Origin of the sequence: Gluconobacter sp. Dm-44, assembly GCF_018256175.1 — a bacterium.
Taxonomy (GTDB): Bacteria; Pseudomonadota; Alphaproteobacteria; order Acetobacterales; family Acetobacteraceae; genus Gluconobacter; species Gluconobacter cadivus.
Window position 1 is genome coordinate 152,235 of sequence record NZ_JAERLZ010000005.1, and the last position, 25,552, is coordinate 177,786.

General features: G+C 62.2%; 16 protein-coding genes. 12 read left to right on the forward strand and 4 right to left on the reverse strand.

The window, feature by feature from the left end:
- Positions 1-2: 2 nt before the first annotated feature.
- Positions 3-2,033 carry a sulfatase gene (locus tag JK213_RS08210; RefSeq protein WP_194262481.1) on the reverse strand — a complete coding sequence of 677 codons (2,031 nt, stop codon included), beginning with the start codon at positions 2,031-2,033 and terminating at the stop codon, positions 3-5.
- Positions 2,034-2,035: 2 nt separating this feature from the next.
- Positions 2,036-3,040 carry a formylglycine-generating enzyme family protein gene (locus JK213_RS08215; RefSeq protein ID WP_194262480.1) on the reverse strand — a complete coding sequence of 335 codons (1,005 nt, stop codon included), beginning with the start codon at positions 3,038-3,040 and terminating at the stop codon, positions 2,036-2,038.
- Positions 3,041-3,308: 268 nt separating this feature from the next.
- On the opposite strand from JK213_RS08215, the gene JK213_RS08220 reads away from it, so the two are divergent.
- Genes JK213_RS08220 through JK213_RS08235 form a run of 4 tightly spaced genes read left to right on the forward strand, consistent with a single transcriptional unit; the run spans position 3,309 to position 7,091 of the window.
- Positions 3,309-4,343, forward strand: a complete 1,035-nt coding sequence (locus tag JK213_RS08220) for a sulfate ABC transporter substrate-binding protein (protein WP_211571345.1) — start codon at positions 3,309-3,311, stop codon at positions 4,341-4,343.
- Between the two features lie 17 nt (positions 4,344-4,360).
- Positions 4,361-5,215 carry a sulfate ABC transporter permease subunit CysT gene (gene cysT / locus JK213_RS08225; protein WP_322783043.1) on the forward strand — a complete coding sequence of 285 codons (855 nt, stop codon included), beginning with the start codon at positions 4,361-4,363 and terminating at the stop codon, positions 5,213-5,215.
- A complete protein-coding gene (locus JK213_RS08230) occupies positions 5,212-6,030 on the forward strand; it encodes a sulfate ABC transporter permease (RefSeq protein WP_194262478.1) in 819 nt (272 codons plus the stop codon). Before cysT ends, JK213_RS08230 begins: the two co-directional genes overlap by 4 nt.
- Positions 6,027-7,091 (forward strand): sulfate/molybdate ABC transporter ATP-binding protein, encoded by a 1,065-nt coding sequence (locus JK213_RS08235; protein ID WP_194262477.1) that lies wholly within the window; start codon positions 6,027-6,029, stop codon positions 7,089-7,091. The genes JK213_RS08230 and JK213_RS08235 overlap by 4 nt, the downstream gene beginning before the upstream one ends.
- Before the next feature lie 9 nt (positions 7,092-7,100).
- Here the strand turns inward: JK213_RS08235 and JK213_RS08240 are convergent, their stop codons facing one another.
- Positions 7,101-8,321, reverse strand: coding sequence for a PAS domain-containing sensor histidine kinase (locus JK213_RS08240; protein ID WP_194262476.1), 1,221 nt, complete (start codon positions 8,319-8,321; stop codon positions 7,101-7,103).
- Positions 8,322-9,530, reverse strand: a complete 1,209-nt coding sequence (locus JK213_RS08245; protein ID WP_194262475.1) for a sigma-54 dependent transcriptional regulator — start codon at positions 9,528-9,530, stop codon at positions 8,322-8,324. It lies immediately after the preceding gene.
- Positions 9,531-9,687: 157 nt separating this feature from the next.
- On the opposite strand from JK213_RS08245, the gene JK213_RS08250 reads away from it, so the two are divergent.
- The 8 genes from JK213_RS08250 to JK213_RS08285 are packed head-to-tail and all read left to right on the forward strand — an operon-like array spanning position 9,688 to position 25,412.
- A complete protein-coding gene (locus JK213_RS08250) occupies positions 9,688-11,007 on the forward strand; it encodes an efflux RND transporter periplasmic adaptor subunit (protein ID WP_228125504.1) in 1,320 nt (439 codons plus the stop codon).
- Positions 11,008-11,033: 26 nt separating this feature from the next.
- The gene (locus tag JK213_RS08255) at positions 11,034-11,717 is read left to right on the forward strand and encodes an ABC transporter ATP-binding protein (protein ID WP_146859045.1); all 684 of its coding nucleotides are present in this window, start codon (positions 11,034-11,036) and stop codon (positions 11,715-11,717) included.
- 27 nt (positions 11,718-11,744) lie between these two features.
- On the forward strand, positions 11,745-14,189 hold the full coding sequence (locus tag JK213_RS08260; RefSeq protein WP_211571346.1) for an ABC transporter permease: 2,445 nt from the start codon (positions 11,745-11,747) through the stop codon (positions 14,187-14,189).
- Between the two features lie 5 nt (positions 14,190-14,194).
- The gene (locus JK213_RS08265; RefSeq protein ID WP_194262473.1) at positions 14,195-16,624 is read left to right on the forward strand and encodes an ABC transporter permease; all 2,430 of its coding nucleotides are present in this window, start codon (positions 14,195-14,197) and stop codon (positions 16,622-16,624) included.
- Between the two features lie 5 nt (positions 16,625-16,629).
- Positions 16,630-19,086: an ABC transporter permease gene (locus JK213_RS08270; protein ID WP_194262472.1), complete on the forward strand. Its 2,457-nt coding sequence runs from the start codon at positions 16,630-16,632 to the stop codon at positions 19,084-19,086.
- Positions 19,087-19,091: 5 nt separating this feature from the next.
- The gene (locus JK213_RS08275; protein ID WP_194262471.1) at positions 19,092-21,527 is read left to right on the forward strand and encodes an ABC transporter permease; all 2,436 of its coding nucleotides are present in this window, start codon (positions 19,092-19,094) and stop codon (positions 21,525-21,527) included.
- Between the two features lie 31 nt (positions 21,528-21,558).
- A complete protein-coding gene (locus JK213_RS08280; RefSeq protein WP_194262470.1) occupies positions 21,559-22,971 on the forward strand; it encodes a TolC family outer membrane protein in 1,413 nt (470 codons plus the stop codon).
- An 11-nt stretch (positions 22,972-22,982) separates the two neighbouring features.
- Complete coding sequence (locus JK213_RS08285) at positions 22,983-25,412, forward strand: ABC transporter permease (RefSeq protein ID WP_194262469.1); 2,430 nt, start codon at positions 22,983-22,985, stop codon at positions 25,410-25,412.
- The last annotated feature ends 140 nt before the right edge of the window (positions 25,413-25,552 follow it).

Consider the following 25,552-nt stretch of genomic DNA (forward strand, 5'->3'; position numbering starts at 1 on the left):
CTCTAGATCTGCGGATCACTGATCCTGCCTCCCATGGCCGCCACCAGCTTCTTTCCTGCCGGACTCTGCATGGCGGCTGCATCAAAATCGGACGGCTGTTTCAGACGCGGCGTATAGGTTCCGGCGCGTTTTTCGCTGAGATACCGCGCGGCGGCCCGTACCGCGAAAAGCCCCAGAACACCCTGCACATCAGGCGGCAAAACACGCGTCGTCAGGGCCGCCTGAACAGCTGGCGTTACGGCGGGAGAGCGCACGTTCCGCCCATAAGTCGCCGCCAGAACCGCAGCCAGCGCCCCCTCCGGATCACCCGTTTGCGCGATCTTTCCCGCAACCCAGTCGATGGCCTGAGCAGCATCGGGGCCATTCAGCAGAATTTCACCCAGCACAGCCCTGATCACCACAGACGGCTCTTTTCCAAATGCCAATGCCACATCATGAGTGGTCCGGGCATCCAACGGCGTCTGCACCGCAAGAATACCCGTAGCCGCCCAGTACCGCACGGCTTCGCTATCATTTCCAAGAGAGGCCCTGAACGCCGGAAGATGGTCTGCGCTACGCTGGGTCACCTTCGCCCCCAGCGCCATCAGTTCGGGCAACGGATAGGCTCCAGACTCGCGGCTTGCCTGATATCCCTGATGTCGCAGTCCTTCCGCAAGGAACGCATTATCGTTGATCGCAGTCATCTGCGCATCAAGCACATCCCGCAGATGTTGCAGTGCAGCCTGATGCGCCGGATCGTCGATCAGGTTGCTGATCTGATGCGGGTCAGCCGCAAGATCGTAAAGCTCCTCACCCGGCTTGGCCTGCCAGAAGGCTGCCTGAACAGCGTTCAGACGCCCCGCCAGCCACTCCTCTTCCCACGACTGGTAACCGCGACCTTTCGACTCATACGCATTATGCTGTCCGTAAATGCGATGCGGCATGTAGTTGCGGATATAGCGGTAACGCCCACTCCGGACCGTCCGCATCAGATCCAGCCGTTCATCCATCCGGTTACGACCACTGAACACATGATCGCGTGGCGCGGGAACGTGCTGCCCGAGAAATGGCTGTCCCTGCATATGCCGGGGAATTGCCGCCCCTGCCAGCGTCAGTGTCGTCGGTGCCATATCCACCAGACTCACAAGATCCGGACTGACCTGCCCGGCCGCACGTTGCGCAAAATGCTGGAATTTCTTTGGAAACCGCACAATCAGGGGCACGTGCAGCCCCCCTTCATAACAATAGCGCTTCGTTCTGGGCTGCACGCCGCCATGATCAGCGAAAAACATGACGATCGTGTCCTGCGCCAGACCATCCTGTTCAAGCTCGCCCAGAATGTGGGTCACAGCCCTGTCCTGCCGGTTCACCATGTCGATGTTGCGCGCAATAGAATCCCGGATATCGGGCGTGTCCGGCAGATAGGGCGGAATATGGACCCGCGCAGGATCAGTGACGGTCGCGCCCGTCTCAAACAGATGGGATTCATGCGTGATGAGATAATTGTAGACCGCGAAAAAGGGTTTCCCCGCCGGGCGGTTCCGCCAGTGCGCCGTCACCGAACACTCATCCCAGATCGTCGCAGGATCAAGGTCACAGTTGTAGTCGGTAAAGACGTTATTGGTGCAGTAATACCCCGCCCCACGCATCAGTTCCGGAAGGCTCTCGAACTGTCCTGCAATGCGGGCCACAGCGCGCATGTTTTCCGCTGGCCCACAACTTTGCGGATACAGTCCCGTGACCAGCGAGAAACGCGACGGAGAGCAGACCGGGGCAGTGGCATAGGCGCTTTCAAAGCGGTTTCCCTCGCGGGCCAGTGCGTCAATCGTCGGCGTCACCGCCAGAGGGTTGCCGTAACATCCCAGAAGAGGCGCATGGATATCATGGCAAACGATCCAGATGATGTTCGGCTTCCGGTCTGCCGGGGCTTCTGACGCGGCAGAGACGGTCTTCGCACCTGCACGGGCAGCAGCACCGGCCGAAAACGCCACACCGGCCCCGGCCGTCGTCGCCAGAAGATGACGGCGGCTCACCGCTCTGGAGGGTCGATCCATGCTCACAGATCCACCACGGCCGATGATGCGCATCTGAAACCGATATGACCGAGAGAGCTGTCAGGCGTCGTATGGGTCCGTGCCGAATTGCGATACCGGTTGCAATATGAGTGATGGCACATATGCGATCCCCCCCGGATCACCCTGTCCGTCCCCTCGGGTGGTCCTGAAGGATTGCAGCGCGTCAGGGCATTTTCAGCCTGATGCCAGACCGGGCTCCAGAAATCGGAGCACCATTCCCACGTATTGCCCACCATGTTGTAAAGGCCGTATCCATTCGGCGGAAATGCGGTAACGGGCACGGTCGTCACATACCCGTCCTGCCGGGTGTTCTCATCAGGGAAACGTCCCTGCCAGATGTTGCACTGCGCCCCCCCATCAGGACGCAGTTCATTTCCCCAGGGGTAACGGAAATTCTGCATCCGGCCCCGCGCGGCAATTTCCCATTCCGCTTCCGTCGGCAAACGCTTGCCTGCCCAGACCGCATAGGCGGCCGCATCATTCCACGACACATGCACGACCGGATGATCCTGACGGGCAGAAATATGCGACCCCGGCCCTTCAGGATGACGCCACTGCGCGCCACGGACCGGCAGCCACCACGGCGTCTGCGGAACAGAACCGCGCAGACGGCGCTTCTTCGCCGTCGCCGTCGCCACCCCTTCGAAAACGAACGACCACCCCTCCGCTTCAGCTTCCGTCACATACCCCGTAGCTGCGACAAAGGCCGCAAACTGCCGGTTGCTGACGGCATATCGGTCGATCCAGAAAGCATCGACCTCCACGAACCGGACCGGCCCCTCGCCATCCGCGACATGGGTTTCGGAATCATCAGCGCCAATCTGGTGTGTCCCCTCCCCGATCAGCACCATGTCCTCATAGCCCGATGCATGGCAGAGCTGACGATCCTGAAACACCGGAACAGACGGCGTGCGCGAAGACGCCCGTGCCGCCTGCGGAACGCAGCACGCTTTTTTCGGGTGAGCAGAAGCGGAGCTGAGGGTCATTAAACTGATCCTGATAGTTCTATTATTTAAAAACTCTATTTCATAGTTATTGAAAACACAAACCCTTCGGCGTTTTCAATCCCGCGTTACAGAATCGTTCTGTTTTCTTCTGAAATCTTTGTTTTTCAGCCGATTTTCAAGAATCGATCCGGGACACGCTTGACGGCAATAGGCAGATCTATAATCAAAATGATATCGTTGTTTTAATTAATGACGTTTTGTTTTTGTTATATAGATCGATCCGACATTCCCCTGCTCCCGAAGGCTCATGGCCATGAAAAACCTGTCGTCCCGCCGTTACACCCTCAAAGGAACACTGGTTCTCGCCGCAGCCCTCATCGCAGGTCCGTGCCTGTCCGCCGCACATGCTGCGGATTACCACCTTCTGAATGTGTCCTATGACCCGACGCGCGAGCTTTACAGCGACATCAACCATGCCTTCCCGGCCTTCTGGTCCAAGACCAATAGCGGAGATAGCGTTGTCGTAACGTCATCGCATGGCGGCTCCGGCGCGCAAGCGCGCTCGGTTCTGGAAGGCGCACCCGCGGATATCGTCACGCTGGGCCTCGCATACGATATTGATATTCTGGCCCAGAACGGCCTTCTGGCTACAGACTGGCAGAAACGCCTGCCGCACAATTCAACGCCCTATACCAGCACGATCGTGTTCCTCGTGCGTAAAGGCAATCCAAAGAACATCCACGACTGGCCCGATCTGATCCGCGACGGCATTCAGGTCGTCACCCCAAATCCCAAGACATCCGGGGGCGCACGATGGAACTATCTGGCCGCATGGGGCTGGGCACTCCATCAGCCCGGCGGGACGGAACAGTCCGCAACAGCGTACCTTAAAGCGCTCTTTGCGCATGTCCCCGTTCTTGATACGGGCGCGCGTGGCGCTACCAACAGCTTCGTCCAGCGCGGCCTGGGCGATGTTCTGATCGCATGGGAAGACGAAGCCCTGCTGGCCTCGCGCGATCTGGGGCCGGACAAATTCGATATTGTCGTGCCCCCCCTCACCATTCTCGCTGAACCTCCCGTCGCCACCGTGGACCGCAACGTGCAGGAACACGGAACCGAAGCCGTCTCCCGCGCCTATCTGGACTTCCTGTTCTCCCCAGAAGGTCAGCGGATCGGCGCCAGACATTATTTCCGCCCCGTGGACCCTGCGATTCAGGCCGAAACAGCCGCAGTCTTCCCACACACCACAACCTTCGACGTCGCCAGCCTGGGCGGCTGGACCCGTCTGCAGAAAGCCCATTTCTCGGACGGCGGCGTGTTCGACCAGATCTACAGCCACTGAATGTGAAACTCCTGACCGTGACGGGCCTGGGTTCTTTCCCGCGCCGACGCCAGACATTACCCGGCTTTTCACTGTCGCTGGGCCTGACCCTGCTCTGGACCGGGCTGCTCGTCGTTCTCCCCCTGACGGCGCTGCTGCTCCGGCCCTGGCAGCACGGCCTCAGCCCGATGATCCATGCGCTGCATGACGCACGCATGTATGCCGCCCTGCGGGTCAGTTTTATCTGCGCCTTCCTGGCGGTCCTCATTGACCTGCCGATCGGCCTGCTGCTGGCCTGGACCCTCGTCCGCTACCGACCGCCCGGCCATCGCGCCGTAGACGCCCTGATCGACCTCCCCTTCGCCATTCCCACAGCCGTGACCGGCATCGCTCTGGCCACCCTTTACGGCCCCGGCGGATGGATCGGCGCCCCTGCAGGAAAACTGGGACTGAAACTCGCCTTTTCTCCCGCCGGAATTGTCATCGCGCTGACCTTCATCGGACTGCCTTTCATCGTCCGTTCCGTCGAACCCGTGCTTCGCAGCTTTCCCAAAGATGTCGAGGAAGCCGCTTTCCTTCTGGGCGCATCGGGATGGCAGCGTTTCTGCCGTATTCTCCTGCCCGCTCTCGCGCCCCCGCTTCTGAGCGGTGCAGGGCTCGCCTTTGCACGGAGCATTGGGGAATACGGCTCCGTCATCTTCATTGCGGGCAACCAGCCTTTCCACAGCGAGGTCGCACCGCTACTGATCGTCATGCGGCTTCAGGAATTCAACTATGATGGCGCAACCTCCATCGCGCTGATCCTGCTCGTCACGGCCCTGCTCTGCCTCATTGCCGTCAGCCATCTGCGTCGTTCGGTCTCTTCCGGACTGGTCCGTGAGGACGGCGCATGACCCGTCAGTCTTCCCGGATAACCCCCGTTGTCCTGACCCTGCTCAGCTACACCATCATCGGCCTTCTCATCGTCCTGCCTGTGGCCCTGATCCTGCACGAAGCCCTGCGTCAGGGTCTGCATACGGCTCTTGAAACCCTCAAAGACCCGGAAGCCCGATCCGCCATCCGCCTGACAGCCTGCGTCACCGCCATCGTGACGGTCATCAACACGGCAGGCGGCATCGCTGCGGCCTGGACATTGACGAAATACGACTTCCGAGGTGCCCGCCTTCTGGTGAGCCTGATCGAACTCCCCATCAGCGTTTCTCCCGTGATTGCGGGGCTGGTCTGGCTGCTGCTTTTCGGCCGGCAGGGATGGTGGGGAAACTGGCTCGGCCATCACGGTCTGCACATCGCCTTCGCCGTCCCCGGCATCATTCTTGCAGCGCTCTTCGTGACCTTCCCCTACGTCGCACGCACCCTCATGCCCTATATGGAACAGCAGGGCCGTGCCGCCGAAGAAGCCGCTTTCCTGCTCGGCGCGGGCTTCTGGAAAACCCTGATCCACGTCACACTCCCAGACGCAGGCTGGGCGCTTCTTTCGGGAATTCTTCTCACGACAGCCCGCGCCATGGGGGAATTCGGCGCAGTCGCCGTTATTTCAGGCCACATCCCCGGCGTCACAGAAACCATGCCGCTCCATATCGAGACCCTCTATAACGGCTACCAGTCCGTAGCAGCCTTCGCGATGGCGGCCCTTCTCGTCCTTGTCGCAATGACAACGGTCCTGATCCGCATGTTTCTCGAGCGTTCTTTCAGAAAACAGCATCCATGAGCATCACTCTCGAAGCCTTCACGCAATACGCCCCCCGCTCTTCGCGCAAACTGCTCGATAACATCGCGCTAACCGTCGAAGACCGCGCGTTCGTCGCGCTTGTCGGACCGTCCGGAGCCGGAAAAACCACCCTGCTCAGAGCCATTGCAGGCCTTTACTCCCATTCCGAAGGCACGCTGCTGATCGACGGCCTCCCCATCCACGACCGCCCCGTACAGGACCGGGGCATCGGATTTGTCTTCCAGAACTATGCCCTGTTCCGACACATGACCGTGGCCCGGAACATCGCCTTTGGCCTCGACGTCCTGCCCCGCGCACGGCGCCCCGATCGCGCCGCCATCCAGCGCCGCGTCACTGAACTTCTGGACCTCATCCAGCTTCCCCATCTCGCAAAAGCCTACCCGGACCAGCTTTCCGGCGGCCAGAGACAGCGCGTGGCCCTTGCCCGCGCACTGGCAACAGGCCCCAGACTTCTCCTGCTCGATGAACCCTTCGGCGCCCTGGACCCTCTGGTCCGCCGTGACATCCGCCGCTGGCTCCGGGACCTGCACGACCGGATGAACCTGACGACCATTCTCGTCACCCATGACCACGAAGAAGCCATGGACGTCGCAGACACGCTCGTCGTCATGCAGGAGGGCCGCATCGTTCAGGCCGCGGACGCCTCCACCCTGAATGGTGCCCCCCAAACGCCCTTTGTCATGGAGTTTCTGGGCGAAACCCTCAAATTTCCGGGTATCGTCCGGGCTGGTCAGTTCGTTCCGGACAATACCGACATCGCCCCTTTCCCGTTCGAGGGGCCAGACGGAGACGCGACCGCTTTTATCCGCCCACATGACGTCTTCCTCCTGCCCGGGGCTGGACAGGCTTCCGTGGAAAAACGCCCCCATTTTTCCAACGGGCTTTTCCGCTATCAGATCGTTACCGCCGAGGCCGCATTTGAAATGATTACACCCACAGACCTCTCCCCACAGGAGATGCAGAATGTCCGCGTCGACATCAGCCGCGGAAAAATTTTCTATCCCGCTGCTGCGTCAGAAGACCCTCCGAAGCCAGCCTGAGCGGGCCATTCATATCTGCACGTCAAAGGTCGTCGTCCATTCCGACCGCTCGCCAGCCTGGCTCAGGACCAGCGTCCCGCCATGTCCCCTGACAATCTGGCGCGCCAGAGGCAGTCCGATTCCGTTGCCGCCCGCCTTGAACGAGACAAACGGCTCGAAAACCTGTTCCCGCAGCGCTGCATCAATCCCTGAACCATTATCGCGGATTCTGATCAGAACGGCATGATCGGCCATTTCAACAGCCAGTTGCACTCGGGGTGCAGACTGTCCCAGAGCAGCCTCGGCCCCGTTGTTCAGAAGATTCATAAGCGCCTGCTCCATCTGCGCGGCATCAAGCCGGACCATGAGCCGCCCCGCAGGCACCACCACGTCCAGCACCACGCGCGCACCCCATCGCGCCATAAAAAGCGTGGCGATTTCACGCACCAGCGCGCCAAGGTCTGCGGGCTTCAGATCCGGTCTGGGCAGACGCGCCAGATCGCGATAGCCGCGCACGAAACGATCCAGCCCCTCTGCACGACGCCGGATCGTCCCAAGCGCCTCCGCAATCAATGACCCTGTCTTATGGCTGCTGTTTGCCGGTCCCCGACATTCGGAAAACAGCTCTTCGGCCGTGGCGGACAGGGAAACGATGGGTGTGAGGGAATTCATGATCTCGTGGCTGAGAACCTGAAGAAGACCACGCAGCGCCTGAGCTTCCGCAGCGTTCAACCCGGCCTCGATGTCCGTCAGCGCCAGATACGCAACGATCCCTCCTGCCCCGGCGCCTTTGCCGACCGACAGCGCATAGACCCGCGGCGCACTCCCTGCCGATGCCAGACGGATCAGGCGTTTTTCCGGCCCCGACGCCTCCTTCTCCAAAGCCGCGATGAGAGCTTCGGGTGGCTCACGCAGGACCCCTTCCGTCATGAACAGACGCCGCGCCGCACGATTGGCGGCATGCAGGGTCCCATCCACATACTGGACCAGAAGCGGCACAGGCGCATGATCGAGCAGCGCCCGGTTCCGCAGCTTTTCCCGATCCACGGGACGCACGACGGAAGGCTCGTGCCGTTTCAGACGCCGCGTCACCCGGATCTGCGCCGCAACGACAGACCCTGCACAGATTAGCCCGACGCACATGCACAGAAGGGCCGTCGCATAAAACCCCCGCTGCCAGGCAGGAACGGTCAGCAGACAGGCCGCCACGATGCCAAAAAGCCGCAGGAACGTCTCAGCTACGACCCGCATCTAAAGCCCGTACCGTGCCATACGACGATACAGCGCCGGTCTGGTCAGACCCAGTTCCCGCGCAGCCTGCGTCACATTGAATCCATGCTTGCGCAACGCCGTCTCGATCAGGGATCGCTCGGTATCGCGCAGCGTCAGCGCTGCGTTCGGGACCGCTTCGGCCTCTTCGGAAGCCGTTTCCCATGTCCCAGTGAGTACAGCCCGCTCAACCACCGCACGCAGACCGCGCACATTCTGAGGCCACTCTTCCTCACACAGCAACCGAAGGCGGCCCTCGTCCATTCCGGGTTCGGCAAGTCCATGCCGGGCTGCGAAATACCGCAGAAAATGCGCGCTCAGAGCAACGATATCGTCCGCTCGCCTCTGCAAAGGAGAGAGGGTCAGTCCGACCATTCCCAGATGCAGCATCAGACGCGGATCAAGCATATCCTCCAGAGCCGCATGATCGCGCGAGGACAGAGCAATCACCCGTGGAGCCACGCGTGCGTCCAGCCTGTCCGCCAGACGGCGCTGCATGGGCGCAGACAGCGCCTCGATATTGCGAAAGATCCACGTTCCCCGCCCTTCCGGCAAAGCCTCGCAATCCTCCGCACGGAGCATCACCGCAGGATCGTCTTCATAAGAAAGAGCATGAATGCGCCGCGCCAGCAGCATCTTCCCGACACCCGGCGCACCCGTGATGATCAGTGACGCGCGGGTCACAGCCAAACGGTCCGCTTCGGCAATGGTCCGCCTCAGATCATCAGACGCTACAATCAGAGCGGGTTCTGCCTCAGTCGCCTGACGGGCCCGGCATTTCTTCAGCGTCCCTTCGACCAAAGCCAGAAGACGCTCGTTATTCCAGGGCTTCATGACGAAATCGACAGCCCCGGCGCGCATCGCCGCAACAGCAATCGTCACACCACTATGGCCGGTCACGACAATCACCGGCAGGTCCGGACGCAGGACCAGCATGTCCCTGAGCAGGGCCAGCCCTTCGGCACCAGCAGTCATTCCTTTCGTATAATTGAGATCGAGCAGCACGAGATCGACAGGAAACGACGCCAGCTGCGTCAACGCCTCATCCGCCCCATGCGCGGAAAGAATGTCCAGCCCGCTGCGACGGAACAGCAGACGGGCCGCAACCTGCACATCGCGATCGTCATCAACGAAGAGAAGACGCGGTGCCGGAAGAGCGGATTCCCCCGATTCGTTTCGGATTGCATTCATTGTGATCTTGACAGACCTTTCAGGGGTGTCCGGTTCCGGACACCCTGTTCGAAACCGGACATACCCGTAAAATCAGAATCAATTTTATCGTTATTTATCAATAAGTTAAATTCCATTTCCACCATGATACACTGTTTGCCAACAGGAGAAATAGTGCATGGATCAACCCGTTTCCAAAGCCCCGCCGAACGCCGCACTCCGCCCTGCATCCGGTGCCGTCATGGACCGGGCAGTCGCCCCGTCGCGGAGCAGAATCCTGACCCGGCGGGCGTTGCGTTATGGTGCCCCCGTCGCGGTTGCGGGCCTGATCTGGGCCGGGTGGCGCCTCGTCCCGGCATCGGGAACGCTTTCTGTCTCCCAAGACCAGTTGACAGTGGCAACCGTCCGATCCGCGCCCTTTCTCGACTACCTTCCCGTCCGCGCCACCGTAGCCCCACTCAACGTGACCTTCATTGATGCCATTCAGGGCGGCGAAGTGTCCGAAGTCGTGGCGAAGGACGGCGCGCTCGTGAAAAAGGGAGACGTTCTGGCGCATCTGAACAACCCCCAGCTCCAGCTCGACGTCACCTCCCGCGAAGCCCAGATCGCAAGCCAGCTTGGGGCCGTCAGCGCCCAGCGCCTGACCCTGCAACAGACGCGCACGACCGAAGAAACGCAGCGCGCAGAGGCCCGCTACAATCTGCTCAAGGCCCAGCGCGAACTCTCCATCCGCCAGCAGCTTCACGATCAGGGTTTTGAATCCGACGCCAACGTCCAGTCCTATCGCGACGAAGCGGATTATTACGCGCAGCGCCTGAAACGCCTTGAAAGCGCCCTGACGCAGGACCTGAAAGTCGCGGACCGGCAGGGGGGCGAAATTGACGAAGAAGCCCAGCGTCTGCGCTCCAATCTGGAGGTGGTGGAGGCCAGTCTTGGAGCGCTTGATCTCCGTGCGCCGCTGGATGGACGCCTGACCAATTTCGATCTCCAGCCCGGCCAGTCTCTCAAGGCCGGAGACAAGATCGGCCAGATCGACAGCGAAGGCCAGTACAGGCTCGATGCGGATATTGATGAGTTCTATCTGGGCCGCGTCGCGGTCGGCGAGCGGGCCGAAGCCGATCTGGGCGACACGAAACTGCCCATGACCGTCTCAAGGGTTCACCCGCAGGTCACGAACGGTCAGTTCCGGGCGGAACTCACATTCGACAGCCCCCCGCCGGCCGGATTGCGGCGCGGAGAAAGCATCGATCTGCGCATCACGCTGGGAGAAACCCATCGTGCGCTCGTCCTGCCCAACGGAGCATGGCTGGAGGCCAGCGGCGGCTCTTCGGCCTTCGTTATGGCCTCGGGCGAGCATAGTGCGGACCGCGTGTCGATCACATCCGGCCGCCGCAATCCCGAACAGGTCGAGATCACCGGCGGCCTGCATGACGGCGATCGGGTGATCGTCTCTTCCTACAATTCCTACAAGAATTTCAGCCATCTCGCGATTCACTGACGCAACGCATTGCAGGACCGGACACCATGCTGATCGAACTCTCGCACATCCAGCGCCTCTACCGCTCCGACGAAGTGGAGACGACCGCTCTGCACGACATCGAACTCCAGATCGAAAAAGGCGAATTCGTCGCGATCATGGGGCCGTCGGGTTGCGGCAAGTCCACGCTGCTGAACATCCTCGGCACGATCGACCGTCCGACCGGCGGCTCATACCGCTTCGGCGAGCATGAACTGACGGCGATGAACGAGGCAGAACTGGCGAAATTCCGCCGCGAACATCTGGGCTATGTGTTCCAGAGCTTCAACCTGATCGACGAACTGACGATTGAGGAGAACATCGAACTCGCCCTGATCTATCGCAACATGCCCAAGGCCGAACGCCAGAGCCGTGTGTCCCATGCCATGGATCATGTCGGCATCGCCCATCGTGCACGGCATTACCCGTCCCAGCTTTCCGGCGGTCAGCAGCAGCGCGCGGCCATCGCGCGCGCCATCGTGGGCGAACCGAGCCTGATCCTCGCCGACGAACCGACCGGCAATCTCGACACCGAAAACGGCGCACAGGTGATGGACATCCTCCAGCGCCTGAACGACGAGGGCGCCACCATCATCATGGTCACGCACTCCCCCAGCCACGCCGACCTCGCCCGCCGCCGCATCGACATGCTCGACGGGCAGGTCGTCGTCTCCGTCCGCAACGCGATCTGAAGCGACAGCAAGGGAGGAACGAGGGCCATGAGGACGATAATATCGGATTTCTGGCGGCTGGCCGTGCGCTACAGGCTCTACACCGCCCTGAACGTGATCGGTCTTGGGTTGGGCGTGGCCACGTTTCTCACACTGGCGCTGGTGGCGCGTTACGAACTGGGCTGGGACGGCTTTTACCGGCAGTCGGCGTCGATCTACGAACTTCAGGCTGATTTCATGATCGGCAGCGGCACATTTCATATGGCCGCGCTTCATGACCCGGTGCTTCCGGCAGTCCAGACCCGTATGCCCGGTCTGCAAGGCACGCGCCTTGAACAGATCTCCGCAGATCTGGTGGCGCCTTCGGACATCAGCAGAACGGTGCATTACGACCAGACGGTCAGCTTCGTCGATCCGAATTTCTTCGACCTTTTCGACCTGAAATTCACAGCCGGTTCCCCAGCCGTTCTTTCCTCGCCCGAAAACATCATCCTGTCGGCGACCATGGCGCGGCAGCTGTTCGGAACGAAACCCGCGCTCGGCCAGACACTGGAGGTCACGCGTCATGGGAAAACCTCCGTCTATCGTGTCGCAGGAGTGCTTCGCGACCATCCGTCCAACACCATGATCCCGACCGATCTGATTGCCGCTATCCCGAAAACTGCTGCGGACCGCCCGTGCGACGGCTGGGACACGATGTGCGCGCAAACCTACGCGGTGCTGCCCACAGCCGCATTGCGCCGGTCCTTTCTTCAAAACGCCCATGACGTCCTGATGGCCTCCCCAATGTCTCGCGCCCTTAAGCAGACAGATCCGGGGGGTGAAAAAATGACCTTCAAGGCTGTTCCTCTCCCGCTCGTTCATTTCGGCTCCGATGGCGTGGCTGAGGACGGGGCATCGCGCAGCGTGCTGTTCGCACTCGCCGCGATCGGCACCCTCTCCCTGCTCGCGGGGGCGATGAATTACGTCAATCTCGCCACCGCGCAGTCTCTGGGTCGGGCGCGGGAAGTGGCCATCCGCAAGGTTCTCGGCGCCTCCCACACCCGGCTGATGATCCGCTTTCTGGGGGAAACCCTCGTGCTGACGACGCTGGCGACCATGCTGGGGCTGATCCTGACGGAAATCGCGCTCCCGATGGTCGCCAGCCTCTCGGGCTGGGCCGTGACGCTGGATTACGGCTGGGCGCTCCCGCTTCTGGGCGGCGTCATTGTCGTCCTCACGCTGGGAGCCGGCTTTTACCCCGCCTTCATGCTGTCCTCGTTTTCACCCGCACCGGTCCTCGCCTCCGCCCGCCTTCCGGCACAGGGGCGCTTCGGTGCACGGATCCGGCTCTTTCTGGTGGGGCTCCAGTTCGCATTCGCCGTGACGCTCGGGATCTGCACCCTCGTCGTCAACGCGCAGGCGCTGCATCTGCGTCATCTGGACCGGGGCATGACGATCCCCGGCCTCGCCATTATCGCCACGGAAAATCTCAACGTGCTGGACAGGCAGCAGACCGCCATCGTGAACCTCCTGCGCGCCATGCCTGACGTCACCGACCTGTCCGTCTCGGCGGGAGGGGCACTCGGGCGCTACGACGTCGGGGGCGTCCACCGCACACCCGGTCAGAAAGCCTTCATGGCACAGACCGTCGCCCATGACGAAGCGTTCTTCAGGACGTTCCGGCTGCGCCTGCTCGCGGGACGCCTGACGACATCCGCCCGCGCGACAGATGTCACCCACACGAAAAACGGGGCTCCGGACGTGCTGGCGCAGAACTTCGTCCTCAGCCGGGAAGCAACGCGCAAGCTCGGTTTTTCCTCGCCGCAGGCCGCTCTGGGACAGACCTTCATGTTTGGCGACAACCAGGCCGCCGAGAAGCGCACGATTGTCGGTGTCGTCGAGGACGTCATTCTCAATTCCGGGCAGGACACCTTGCCTCCCCCGATCTACGAACTGGAAACAGGCCCGATCGAGCAGGGGATCATTGCGTTCCGGACCGCACCGGGTGCGATGCCCCGTGTTCTGAGCACATTACGCAGGGCATGGCCGACACTGGCGCCCGGCGTTCCGTTCGAGCCCCAGACCATGACCGAAATCATCGCGGACTCCACCCGGGGCGATATCGCACGCGGCCGTCTGTTCAGCATTGGCGCGGCCGTCGCCATCGCCATTGCCTGCCTCGGTCTGTACGGGCTGGCGGCTTTCAATGCCGAACGCCGAATGCATGAAGTCGGCATCCGCAAGACGCTGGGCGCCACGACCGCGCAGATCATGCGCCTGCTGCTGGGACAGTTCCTGCGCCCCGTCCTGTACGCGAGCCTGATCGCCTGGCCTGTGGCCTGGCTCTTCATGCGGAACTGGCTCACGGGCTTCGACAACCCGGTCGCACTCACGCCTCTGTATTTCGTGCTTACCACGCTGCTCGCCGCTTTGCTGTGTGCGCTGACAATCTTCGGCCGGACCTTCGGCCTCGCCCGGGCCGAACCCGCCCGCGCCCTTCGCGCGGAGTGATCGCCATGCTCTCCCGATACGTCTCTCCTGTTTTCACGGCGTTCTTTCGCCAGATGCGCCATCATCGGCTCTATACGGCCATCAACATCGCAGGACTGGCCCTTGGGCTTGCGACCTGCCTCACCTTTGGGCTGATCGTCCGCTACGAATTCACGTTCGACCGGTGGCTGACAAGCGCAGGCGACATTTACCGGCTAGACGCCGTCAATGCATCCGGCGGGAAACCGGCGGAAGTCGCGGATGCCCCGTTCCGGGTTTACGACGCGCTCCGGACAGCTTTCCCGGAAATCACACATGCCACGCGCATCCGCCCCGACGGTATTTCCATCATCACACCGGACGATATCCACGCGTCCAACGCGCTCTATGTCGATCACGATTTCTTCGCGACGCTGCCCTACCCCCTCATCCGCGGCAATGCGGCTTCCGCGCTGTTGGCACCAAACAGCATCGTCCTTTCGCAGGAACGGGCGCTGGCCTATTTTCATACGATCGACGTGATCGGGCGCAGACTGACGGTCGATCACGACGGGCGCAAGGCCGACCTCACCGTAACCGGCGTTCTCGGCCCGGTCCCGGGCAATACGACACTCAGGCCCGACATGCTGATCCCGATCGACAGTGCGATGCTGGCCTCCCCGGCCTTCAGGCAGTGGGGGATCGAGGGCGGATATCTCTTCTTTCGTCTCCGCAGTCCCTCCGACGCCAGACACATGCAGAATGCGATGGCGCAGTTTTCCACCGACCATGTGCCCACGCAGGTGCGGCAGAACGGGGAATTACGGGACTGGCGGGTCCGCGAACTGCCGTCCCTGCATTTTCTTGACGGAACGCTGGGCGCGTCGGACGCCAGCCGCACCGGCGTCATCATGCTGGGGCTCATCGGCGTTCTGGCGATCCTCTCCGCCCTCATCAACACAATCAACCTGTCTACCGCCCGTGGTCTGCTCCGCGCCCGCGAAGTGGCGATGCGCAAGACGCTGGGTGCCACACGACGCGATCTGATCGTCCAGTTCATGGGCGAGGCGATGCTGCTTGTCCTGTGCGCAGCCATCCCGGCCCTGGCCCTGATTGAAATCGCCATCCCGACAGTCAACGCGCTGGGCGGATGGGATATCGTCATTCCTTATGGCCTTGTGCTGCCGGCACTCCTGGCGCTGACGGTCGTCGTGGGCCTGCTGGCCGGCGCCTATCCGGCGCTGTGGCTTTCGTCCTACCAGCCCGCAAGAGTGCTTGCCGCCTCGCGCATGGCGACGATGGGCCGCCTTGGCGCCATCGTCCGTCTCGGACTTGTGGTCGTGCAGTTCGGCTTTGCGATCGGGCTGAGTGCCTCAAGCGTGGTGATCCTGCGCCAGTCAGTTTTCGTGCGGGACATGAATCGCGGGTTCGAAAGCAGCGGGCTGGCCTTCATTCCGTTCATCGACAATGTCGGCCCCTCGGCCACACAACTGTCGCTCATGGATGCTTTCCGCAGCATTCCGGGTGTGACGACGGTGTCCTATTTCTACACGATGCCGGGTAATTACGGCTTCTTCGCAGGTGATTATTTTTCGCCCGCGACCATGCCGGATCACCGCCCGCGGCTCGAATGGCAGGATATCGGACGCGACTACTTTCAGCTCTTCGGAATGCACCTGATAGCGGGGCGTCTGTTCGACGACGCTCATGGCGAAGACGACCAGCAGAAAGGAAGCGGCATCCATTCAGCCATCATTGACGTCAGTTCCGCACGCGCACTGGGCTACACAACGCCAGAAGCCGCGTTGGGCCAGACGATCCGCAAGAATACTGATCGTGCGTCATGGCGCATCATCGGCGTGGTGAATGATATCCGCCTGAAATCGGCACGCGAACAGAGCGTTCCCCATGTTTATTTCTACACGTCCTCCCCGTACCGTTTCACAAGCGCCGGCATCCGCTTTGAAAACCGTTCGAAACAGGACGTCAAAACCGCTCTTCAGGCGATCTGGCGGCAAAGAGCACCTAGTCTCGCATTTAACGCCGTTCTGGCCACCGATCTGCTGTCCGGTGACTATCGCGACGACGAACGGCGCGGCGAGCTTCTGGCCATCGGCGCGGGCATTGCCATCTTCATCGCGGTGATGGGCATGTACGCTCTCGCCTCCTTCACCGTCGCCCGCCGGATGCTTGAGGTCGGAATTCGCAAGACACTGGGCGCAACGACCGGCCGCGTTCTGGGCCTGCTGATGGGACAGTTTCTCAAGCCGGTTGTGGGAGCCGGGCTGATCGGCTGTGCCCTGGCCTGGATGATGATGCGGAACTGGCTGTCGGGCTTCGACGCACGGATTGCGCTCTCTCCGATTTATTTCGCCTCGGTTTTCGTGGCGGCGCTGTTTGTGGCCGCCCTGACCGTCTTGTTCCAGACCTTGCGCGTCGCCCGGGCCGAGCCTGCACGCGCCCTGCGCGCGGAGTAACCGTCATGCTCTTCACCATCCTGCGCAGCATCCTCCGTCAGGCCCGGCGTCAGCCGCTCTATCTGGCGCTCAACGTCCTCGGGCTGGGGCTCGGCATGGCGGTCTGCCTCGTGCTGACCCTTCAGGTCCGTTACGAATACAGCTTCAACGCGACCATTCCCGACGCGGCGCATGTCCTTCGGCTGGACTCCCATCTCATGTTCCCGGGCAGCGCACCGCAGGAATATGCCGATGTCCCGTTCATCGCCTTTCCGTTCCTGCGCACCGATTTCCCGCAGATCGTCGATACGACGCGCTACGAAACGGAAGACTACCAGCTCCATAACGGCGACAGAAGCATCTCCGCCGATGCCGCCATGGTGGACCCGTCCTTTTTCAACGTCATCGCCCTCCCGCTTGAACACGGCGACCCGCGTTCAGCCCTGAGCAGGCCCGACGCCATCGTCCTGTCCGCCGATACGGCACAGGCGCTGTTTGGCACGACCGACGTGCTGGGACGCACGCTCACAACCGATCATGAAGGGCACCGCAGCAGTCAGACGGTCACAGGCGTACTGGCGCGCGCGTCCGGTCCGGTCACGATCGCCCCGGACGCCCTCACGCCTTTCCCGTCCGATGAAATGCAGAAACCACAGTTCACACGCTGGGGTTCAAGCTCGGGCAATATCTTCCTGCACGTGCGGAGCGAAGCCGACCGTACCGCCATCGCAAGAAACCTGACCCGCTTCGTGATCGACCATGCGTCCGGTACGGCGAATGATGACAGCAGCGAGGGCGTCCACCCCGAACGGCGCTTCGCCCTGTCCCTCGTCAGTCTGCGCGAGACGCATTTCAATGACCTGCATGTCGTCGGCGGCGATGACGCGACCGATCGCTCGGTGGTGAATATTCTCGCACTGATCGGCGCCCTCGCGCTTCTTCTTGCCGTGCTCAACGCCATCAATCTCGCCACGGCCCGCTCCGGTCTGCGCGCGCGGGAAGTCGCCATCCGCAAGACGCTCGGCGCCACGCGAAAGGCACTGTTCGTCCAGTTCGTCGGCGAAGCGATCGCCAGTACCGCCATTGGCGGCGCACTCGCGCTCGCCCTGTGCGAGATCGCCCTGCCCTTCACGGCTGCCCTGACGGGCACGACCCTGCACATGGATTACGGCTTCACGCTGCCCTTCCTCCTCTGTGTCGTGCTGCTGACGGGGCTTGCCTGCGGGATCTACCCCGCGCTCGTCCTGTCTTCCTACCAGCCCGCGCATGTTCTGGCGGCCACGCGCATGCCGTCTGGCGGACGCGGGGCAACGCGTCTGCGGAACGGTCTCGTCATCGTGCAGTTCGCCTTCGCAGTGGCCTTCGCCATCTGCACACTGGTGGTGAACCGGCAGGCCCATTTCATGCAGTCACAGGATCTGGGGTTCGCCCGTGACGGCATCCTGATCAGCTCCGACATCATGACGAGCGATATCGCAAAGCAACGGGCAATCCTTGAGGCCCTGCGCCATACGCCGGGTGTCGTCTCCGCATCGCTGTCAGAGCTGACCCCGCATATCGACAACCGCCACCGCTTCAACGTGACGCCGGTCGGCCCCCAGCGCGAAGACATTCATGTCCTTGGCGATACGGTCGTCGGAGACTACGCCACGACCTATCGGCCCCGCATGCTCGCGGGTCGCTGGTTCGACAGCAGCCATGGCGAAGACGACAGCCCCGGCGACGAAGCGTTCCACAAGTCGTCCGGAAAAACATGGAACGTCGTCCTCAACCGCACGGCCGTGTCCCGGCTGGGCTTTGCCTCACCGGAAAGCGCCATAGGCACGCCCCTCAAAAGCGGTCCCGTCATGCTGCGGGTCATCGGCGTCATGGAAGACATGCGCTTCGTCTCCGCCCGCGATGACGTCTCGCCGCAGATTACGTTCAATTCAACCGCCGCCCTCGATTATCCCCACGCATCAGTCCGTTTCTCGGGCGTGCCCGAAAACATCATGAAAACGCGCCTCAAATCGGCCTGGGACCCGGTTTTCCCTGATGATCCGACCAGTTTCCGCACGGTGCAGGACCGTATGTCCACGTTCTACATCACGGAGCAGCGCCGGGGATGGCTGTTCTCCATCGCGTCCGGCATCGCGATCTTCATCGCCTGTCTGGGCCTGTACGGTCTGGCCTCCTTCACGGCCCTGCGGCGGACCCATGAAGTCGGAATCCGCAAAGCGCTCGGGGCCACGACGCACAACGTGCTGACCCTCATGCTCGGCGATTTCCTGCGCCCTGTCCTGCTGGCCTGTGTCATGGCGGCTTTTCCGGCGCTGTTCGTGATGCGCTCCTGGCTGTCCGGCTTCCACCAGCGCATCGCGCTTTCCTGGCTTGATTTCGCACCCGTCGTCCTCGTGACGCTCCTCATTGCCGCCCTCACCGTCCTCGGACAGACCCTGCGCCTCGCCCGTGCCGAACCGGCCCGCGCGCTCAGAGCGGAGTAAACGCCATGCTTTCCCATATCGCCCTCGTTTTCTGGCGCGGCATTCTCCAGCGCCGCCTGTTCACGACCCTGAACGTGCTGGGCATGGCGCTCGGCATGGCGACGTTCCTGACGCTTGCGCTGATCGTGCGTTACGAATTCACCTTCGATCGCTGGATCCCCGATGCGGAGCACATCTACCGGCTGGATGCCTTCTCCGACGAGGAAACCACAGTGTCCAGCATCCGGCTGATCGACGCACTCCGCGCGGAGCATCCAGACTGGAACGCAACCGCGATCCTGCGCGGCTTCTCCGGAGCAACCGTCCGCATCAATGACAACGCTTGGGACGTTTTCATCGCCCGGACCGATGCCCATCTGTTCGACGTCTTCGCGCTCTCGCTGGCGGAAGGCGATCCGCGCACGGCCCTTGTTCCCAAAGGCGTGGTGCTGACACGGACGCAGGCGCGGCGCTTCTTCGGGCAGGATCATAATGTTCTGGGGAAGACGCTGGACATCACGCAGAAAGGCCGGACCGAACGGCTCCATGTCACCGGCGTCCTGAAGGACCTGCCGCCGAACACCACGCCACAATTCGATCTTCTCGTCCCAACCTCCGCCTCCGAAATGCAGGCCGGATCGTCGTGGGAAATGAGCGCAGCCGAGACCTGGGTGCGGGTTTCACCAGCCGTCGCATCCCGACTGCCCGATCTTCTCAGTGGTATCGTACAGCGTCACGCCGCCGGACTGTCGGCGGAAGATGCCAAGGCATTCAAAATTCGTACACGGCCCCTCACGACACTCCATTTCTTCGACGCGACCATTGGCTGGGGCGGGGCGGATGAACGCCTGCCGATCATTCTCGGTGTCGTCGGGCTGCTCGCACTCGGGGCGGGACTGGTCAATTTCGTCACGCTTTCCACAGCTCTAGCCGCAACCCGCTCGCGGGAAGTCGCGATGCGCAAGGTGCTGGGCGCCACAGTCCTGACACTCGGACTGTCTTTCACGGCGGAGGCCATCGGTCTGGCCCTGATCGCGGCCGTCATCGCGCTCGTCCTGACCGAACTGACACTCCCCTGGATCAGCACGCTGAGCGGCTGGCCGGTCGGCCTCGATTTCGGTTTCGCGCTGCCCCTGCTGCTGGCTTCCGCCATCATCGGCGGGGCCTGCGCGGGGGCCTATCCGTCCTGGATGCTCTCACGCTTCCGCCCGGCGGCTGTTCTCGCCTCCGCGCGGATGCCGGGAAGCGGGCGTCTTGGCAGCCGTCTGCGGGAGGGGCTGACCGTCGCTCAATTCGCCTTCGCCGTGACGCTGACGATCTGCACACTGGTCATCTGGCGCCAGACCCATCTGCTCCAGACGATGGATCGCGGTTTTCAGCAGTCCGGCCTCCTGATGGCCTATCTGCCGAACGAACAGGCCGAGCGCCTGCGCCAGCAACGCCTGAGCGATCTCGTCCGTGGCCTGCCCGGCGTCACCGGCGTCACGGTTGCGGACGACGCACCCGGCGGCGGAAGAGCGGTCATAACATTCGATACGACCCGTCCGGGACGTTCAGACCCGCCGCCTCTGCTGGCCGTAGTCGCGATGCAGCCCTCCACGCTGCCTGTCTGGGGCGCGCATCTCCTCGCCGGGCGCCTGTTCGACACGACCCACGACTATGACAGCCGCGCCATGCCGGTCGCACCATTCGACAGCTTTCTGGCCGGACAGAGCTGGACATTCGGCGCCCACAACGTCGTCCTCAACGAGGCCGCCATCCGCGCGCTCGGCTTTGCGGACGCTGCCAGCGCCATTGGCGCACCCATCACACTGCACGGCAAGGACATCCAGACGATCATCGGCGTCGTCGCCGACATGCGGTTCAAAAACAGCCGCGCCAGTGTCACGCCCGCACTGTATTACGCCGTGTCCGGCCCGATCGGTTACGGCGTGCTCTCCGTCCGATTTGACCACGCCCCCGAAAACGCTGTCCGGACTGCGATCGCCACGGTCTGGAAGCAGGTCTATCCCGAAAGCGCACTGAACCTGCGCAGTGTCGGCGACATCATCGACAACGATACCCGGCCAGAAAAACAGCGCGGAACGCTGATGATCGTCGCGTCCTTCGTGACACTGTCGATTTCCTGCATCGGTCTGTACGGCATCGCCGTGTTCAACGTGCGCCGCCGCCTGTTCGAGATCGGCGTCCGCAAGGTGCTGGGCGCGACGGCGCAACAGGTCACGCGGCTTTTAGTGCTGCAATTCCTGCGCCCCGTCCTGATCGCAAACCTCATCGCCTGGCCGGTCGCCTGGTGGGTGATGCGGGGCTGGCTGTCCGGGTTTGACCGACGCATCAGCCTCTCCCCGCTCTATTTCGCCCTGACCGCGCTGATCGTGCTGGCGCTCGCCACACTCACCACCCTGCTCCAGATCCGCCGCGGCGCTCGAAGCGCGCCCGCCATCGCTCTCAGCTCCCAGTAAGCCTCCCGCTTCTTCCGGACCCGATACGCCCATGACTTACCGTAAAGCCCTCATCCTCGCCCTGCTGGCCTCGGTCCCCGCTCTTCTGCCCGCTCCGGCGGACGCCCTGACCCTTCAGGAGGCGCTGGCGCTGGCCTATCGCAGCAATCCGACATTGCGAGGGGAACAGGCCAACCAGCGCGCCGTTACCGAAAACTCCGCACAAGCCCGTTCCGGCTGGCGACCGACCGTTCAGGTCAACATGGATGCTTCCTACCAGCAGGGACCTTATACCAGTGCCTTCGCGCTAGGGTCCTATACGTCCAATTCCGCTGAAGGATATGTTTCGGCGAAACAGACGCTCTATTCGTTCGGACATGTTGCCAATCAGGTGCGCGCGGCGGATGCGCGCTCGCGAGCGGAGCTGCACCAGTTGCGACTGACCGAGGCACAGGTCTTCACCGGTGTGGTAACGGCCTATATGAACGTGTTGCGAGACCGGAACATTCTCGACGTGCGGCGGGCCGATCTGGATATGCTCACCCGTCAGGTACAGCTCACAACCTCCCGCTACACTCTCGGCGGCCAACCCTCCGAACAGGTGACGCGCACGGATGTCGAACAGGCGGAAACCCGGCGTCGCTCGGCGGAAGTCGCCGTCACGCAGGCTCAGGCCATGCTCGCGGCCTCGGTCGCGCAGTTCCGCGCGGTCATCGGGACGGAGCCGGACACACTGACGATGCCGGACGGCCTGCCCGGCCTGCCCGCCACACTGGATCAGGCGCTGAAAACCGCGCTGGCGCTCAATCCGCAGCTGATCCAGATGCAGGAAACCAAGAAAGCCACCGCCGCCGATATCGACACTGCGCGCTCGCAATGGGGCCCTCAGATTCAGGTGCAGGGGACGTTCGGAACGATCGGCCCGGCCTCCCCGTTCCACGGCGACCAGTATGGCGAGCAGGTGACGGGCCTCGTCCAACTCGTGCAGCCGATCTATAATGGCGACCTGTACAACTCCCAGATCCGTCAGGCCCGCAACAAGGACGAACAGGCCCGCGAGAGCGTCGAACTCGCCCGGCGCACCGCCTTGCAGGACGTGGCGACCAACTGGCACGCGGTCGAAAACGGGTTACAGGCCATCCGCGCCGGGACGGCGGAAGTCCGCTCCGGCGAGACCTCACTCAAGGGTTATCAGATCGAATATGGCTACGGCCTGCGCAGCACGACCGACGTGCTCTATGCCGATCAGAATTTGCGCTCGGCACAGGTGGAACTCGCCGGCAGCCGCCATGACACCATCGTCGCCGAAGCCACCCTCCTCGCCTCGATGGGCCGTCTGCAGGCCGAAGACCTGTTGCCCAACCTTCCGCATTATGACGCCGCAGCGAAGCTCCAGCGCGCCCGCACGCGCGGCTGGGAGCCCCTTCAGGCGCCGATCTCCGCCATCGACAAGGCCGGCTGGTAAGGAAAAAAACGATGTTCGCAGAGACCTTCAGAGCAACCTGGCGCACCCTTACCGCCCAGAAACGCTATACGCTTCTCAATCTGGCGGGTCTGGCGCTCGGCATCGCCGTTTTCCTCACGATGGCGCTGATCGTGCAGTACGAAACCAGTTATGATTCCAGCGTTCCCAACGTCTCGCATCTCTATGCCGTGGACGAAGCCTTCCGCCCGGCCGGACACGCACCGGCCGACAGCGATTTCATCAGCTTCGTGCCTTTCCCGTTCCTGAAGCAGGATTTTCCCGAAATCAGCAGCGCCATAAGGGTTCTACAAGAAACGCTCGTGGTGCGGGGTGGGACGATCCTCGCGCAGGAAAAGGTGACGATGACAGACCCGGAGTTCTTTTCCGTCTTCGCACTGCCCCTGCTCGCCGGAGACCGCGCCACCGCACTGGATGGCCCTGGGAAGGTCGTGATTTCAGCCGATATGGCGCGAAAATACTTTGGAACCGAACAGGCGCTGGGCAAGCGGCTGCGCATCGATAATGGCCAGACGGACGCGATCGTGACTGGTATTCTCGCCCCCCAGCCACCGAACCAGACGATGAAATTCGATCTGATCGAAGTTATTCCGACGAACTGGCTCTCCCGCTACGCCTTTACGAACTGGGGGTCACTCTGGGGCACGATCTGGCTCCGTATTGATGACCCGCGCGCCATCCCGCGCGTCCGCGCCGGTCTCGCGCACTATCCCTACACTCATCCCGGAAACTGGACGAAGGCTCTGCTTGAAGAAATGTTCGGGACCGGCGGACTGAACCTGCTGTCGCTGAAAGATTTTCATTTTCATGCCGCAGCCATCGGGGAAGGCGGCAACAGCCGGGCTCTCATCCGCATTCTGGGTCTGATCGGACTAGCTGGTCTGGCCACGGCCATTATCAACTATGTCAATCTGGCCACGGCACGCTCGGCCTTGCGTGCGCGTGAGGTCGCAGTGCGCAAAGTGCTGGGCGCGACACGTCCGCGCCTGATCGCGCAGTTCATGAGCGAAGCCTATCTGATGGTCGTGATCGCCGCCGCTCTGGGCACGGCTCTGACAGAGCTCGCCCTGCACTGGGTCAATCTGTGGGGCGGCTGGAGCCTGTCGATGGACTGGGGATTTGTCCTGTCGGTTGATGGGCTGGTCGTGCTGGGTGCCGGAACACTGGCAGGCTTCTATCCCGCTCTGGTCATTTCTGGCTTTCGTCCGGCTGCGGTTCTCGCCGCCAGCAAAACCCCCGCGGGCGGGCGGATCGAGAGCGGACTGCGCTCCCTTCTGGTCGTGCTGCAGTTCAGCTTCGCCATGACACTCGCAATCTGCAGCCTCGTCATGAGTCTTCAGGCGCGTCATGTCCGGACACTGGATCGTGGCATGACGCAGGACGGGCTGATCGTCATCCCTGCGCTCGACGATTCCTCCCTCCTCAATCGCCAGCGCGACATCATGGCGCGTCTGGCCCAGGTGCCGGGTGTGCGGATCGCAACGCGGTCAGACATTTATCCCTATAACGCCGTCAACAACGAAGACTGGCTGCTCGTCGGCCATCCCGAAAAACACTCGATGAACTGGGGACGCGCAACGGAGGGGTATTTCGACGCGATCGGCGCGCATCTTCTCGCGGGGCGGTTTTTCGATCCCCATCATGGGCAGGATTATCCCGCCAACCCGTTCACCGCAGGCAACGGCACGAGCGTCATCCTGACGCGCCTCGCCGCCGAACGCTTCGGGTTTGCGTCTCCGCAGACTGCCATCGGAAAAGATATTCAGGAATCAGGCGCGCCTCAGACCTATCATGTCATCGGCGTCATCGACGATATCCGGATCCATTCGGCAAATGCCCCCATGAAACCGCTGCTGTTCACAGGGGCCTCTGGCTCGTTCCCTTATATCGGCGGCCTGATCCGCTATAACGGCGCGTCCGCGCAGATCGAAATGGAGCGCTTGGCAAAAGCCTGGGCCGAAGTCGCACCGGACGTTGCTTTCTCTGCCCGGACAGCGTCAGACATTTTCGCCGAGGACTATCGTGCAGATGGAAGCCACGGCGCACTCTTCGGTATCGGCTCGACGATCGCTATCGCAATTGCCTGTCTGGGCCTTTACGGCCTCTCGGCGTTCAATGTCTCAAGACGACGTCAGGAAATCGGCATCCGCAAGGTCCTCGGTGCGGGAACGCGGGATGTGCTGTGGCTTCTCCTCACACAGTTTCTCCGTCCGGTCGCTTTCGCCAGCCTGATCGCATGGCCCGCTGCCTGGGGCCTCATGCGGATCTGGCTGTCCACATTCGATGACCGGATCAGTCTGACTCCCCTGCCCTTCCTCGCCGTTACGGCCGCCGCCATCTTCATCGCCGTCCTGACGATCATCACCCAGACCCGGCGCATCGCAACCCTGCCCCCCGCCACTGCCCTGCGCCAAAACGGATAACAGGCCGCACAGACAGCTCCCTCACGAAACCCAACCATGAATTAAATTCATAGAACAATGAAATAAAATCATTTTTGCTCACTGAACCTCTCGGGCATAACAGCATCCAACGCGTCTCAACATAACCGGCCTGAAAACTG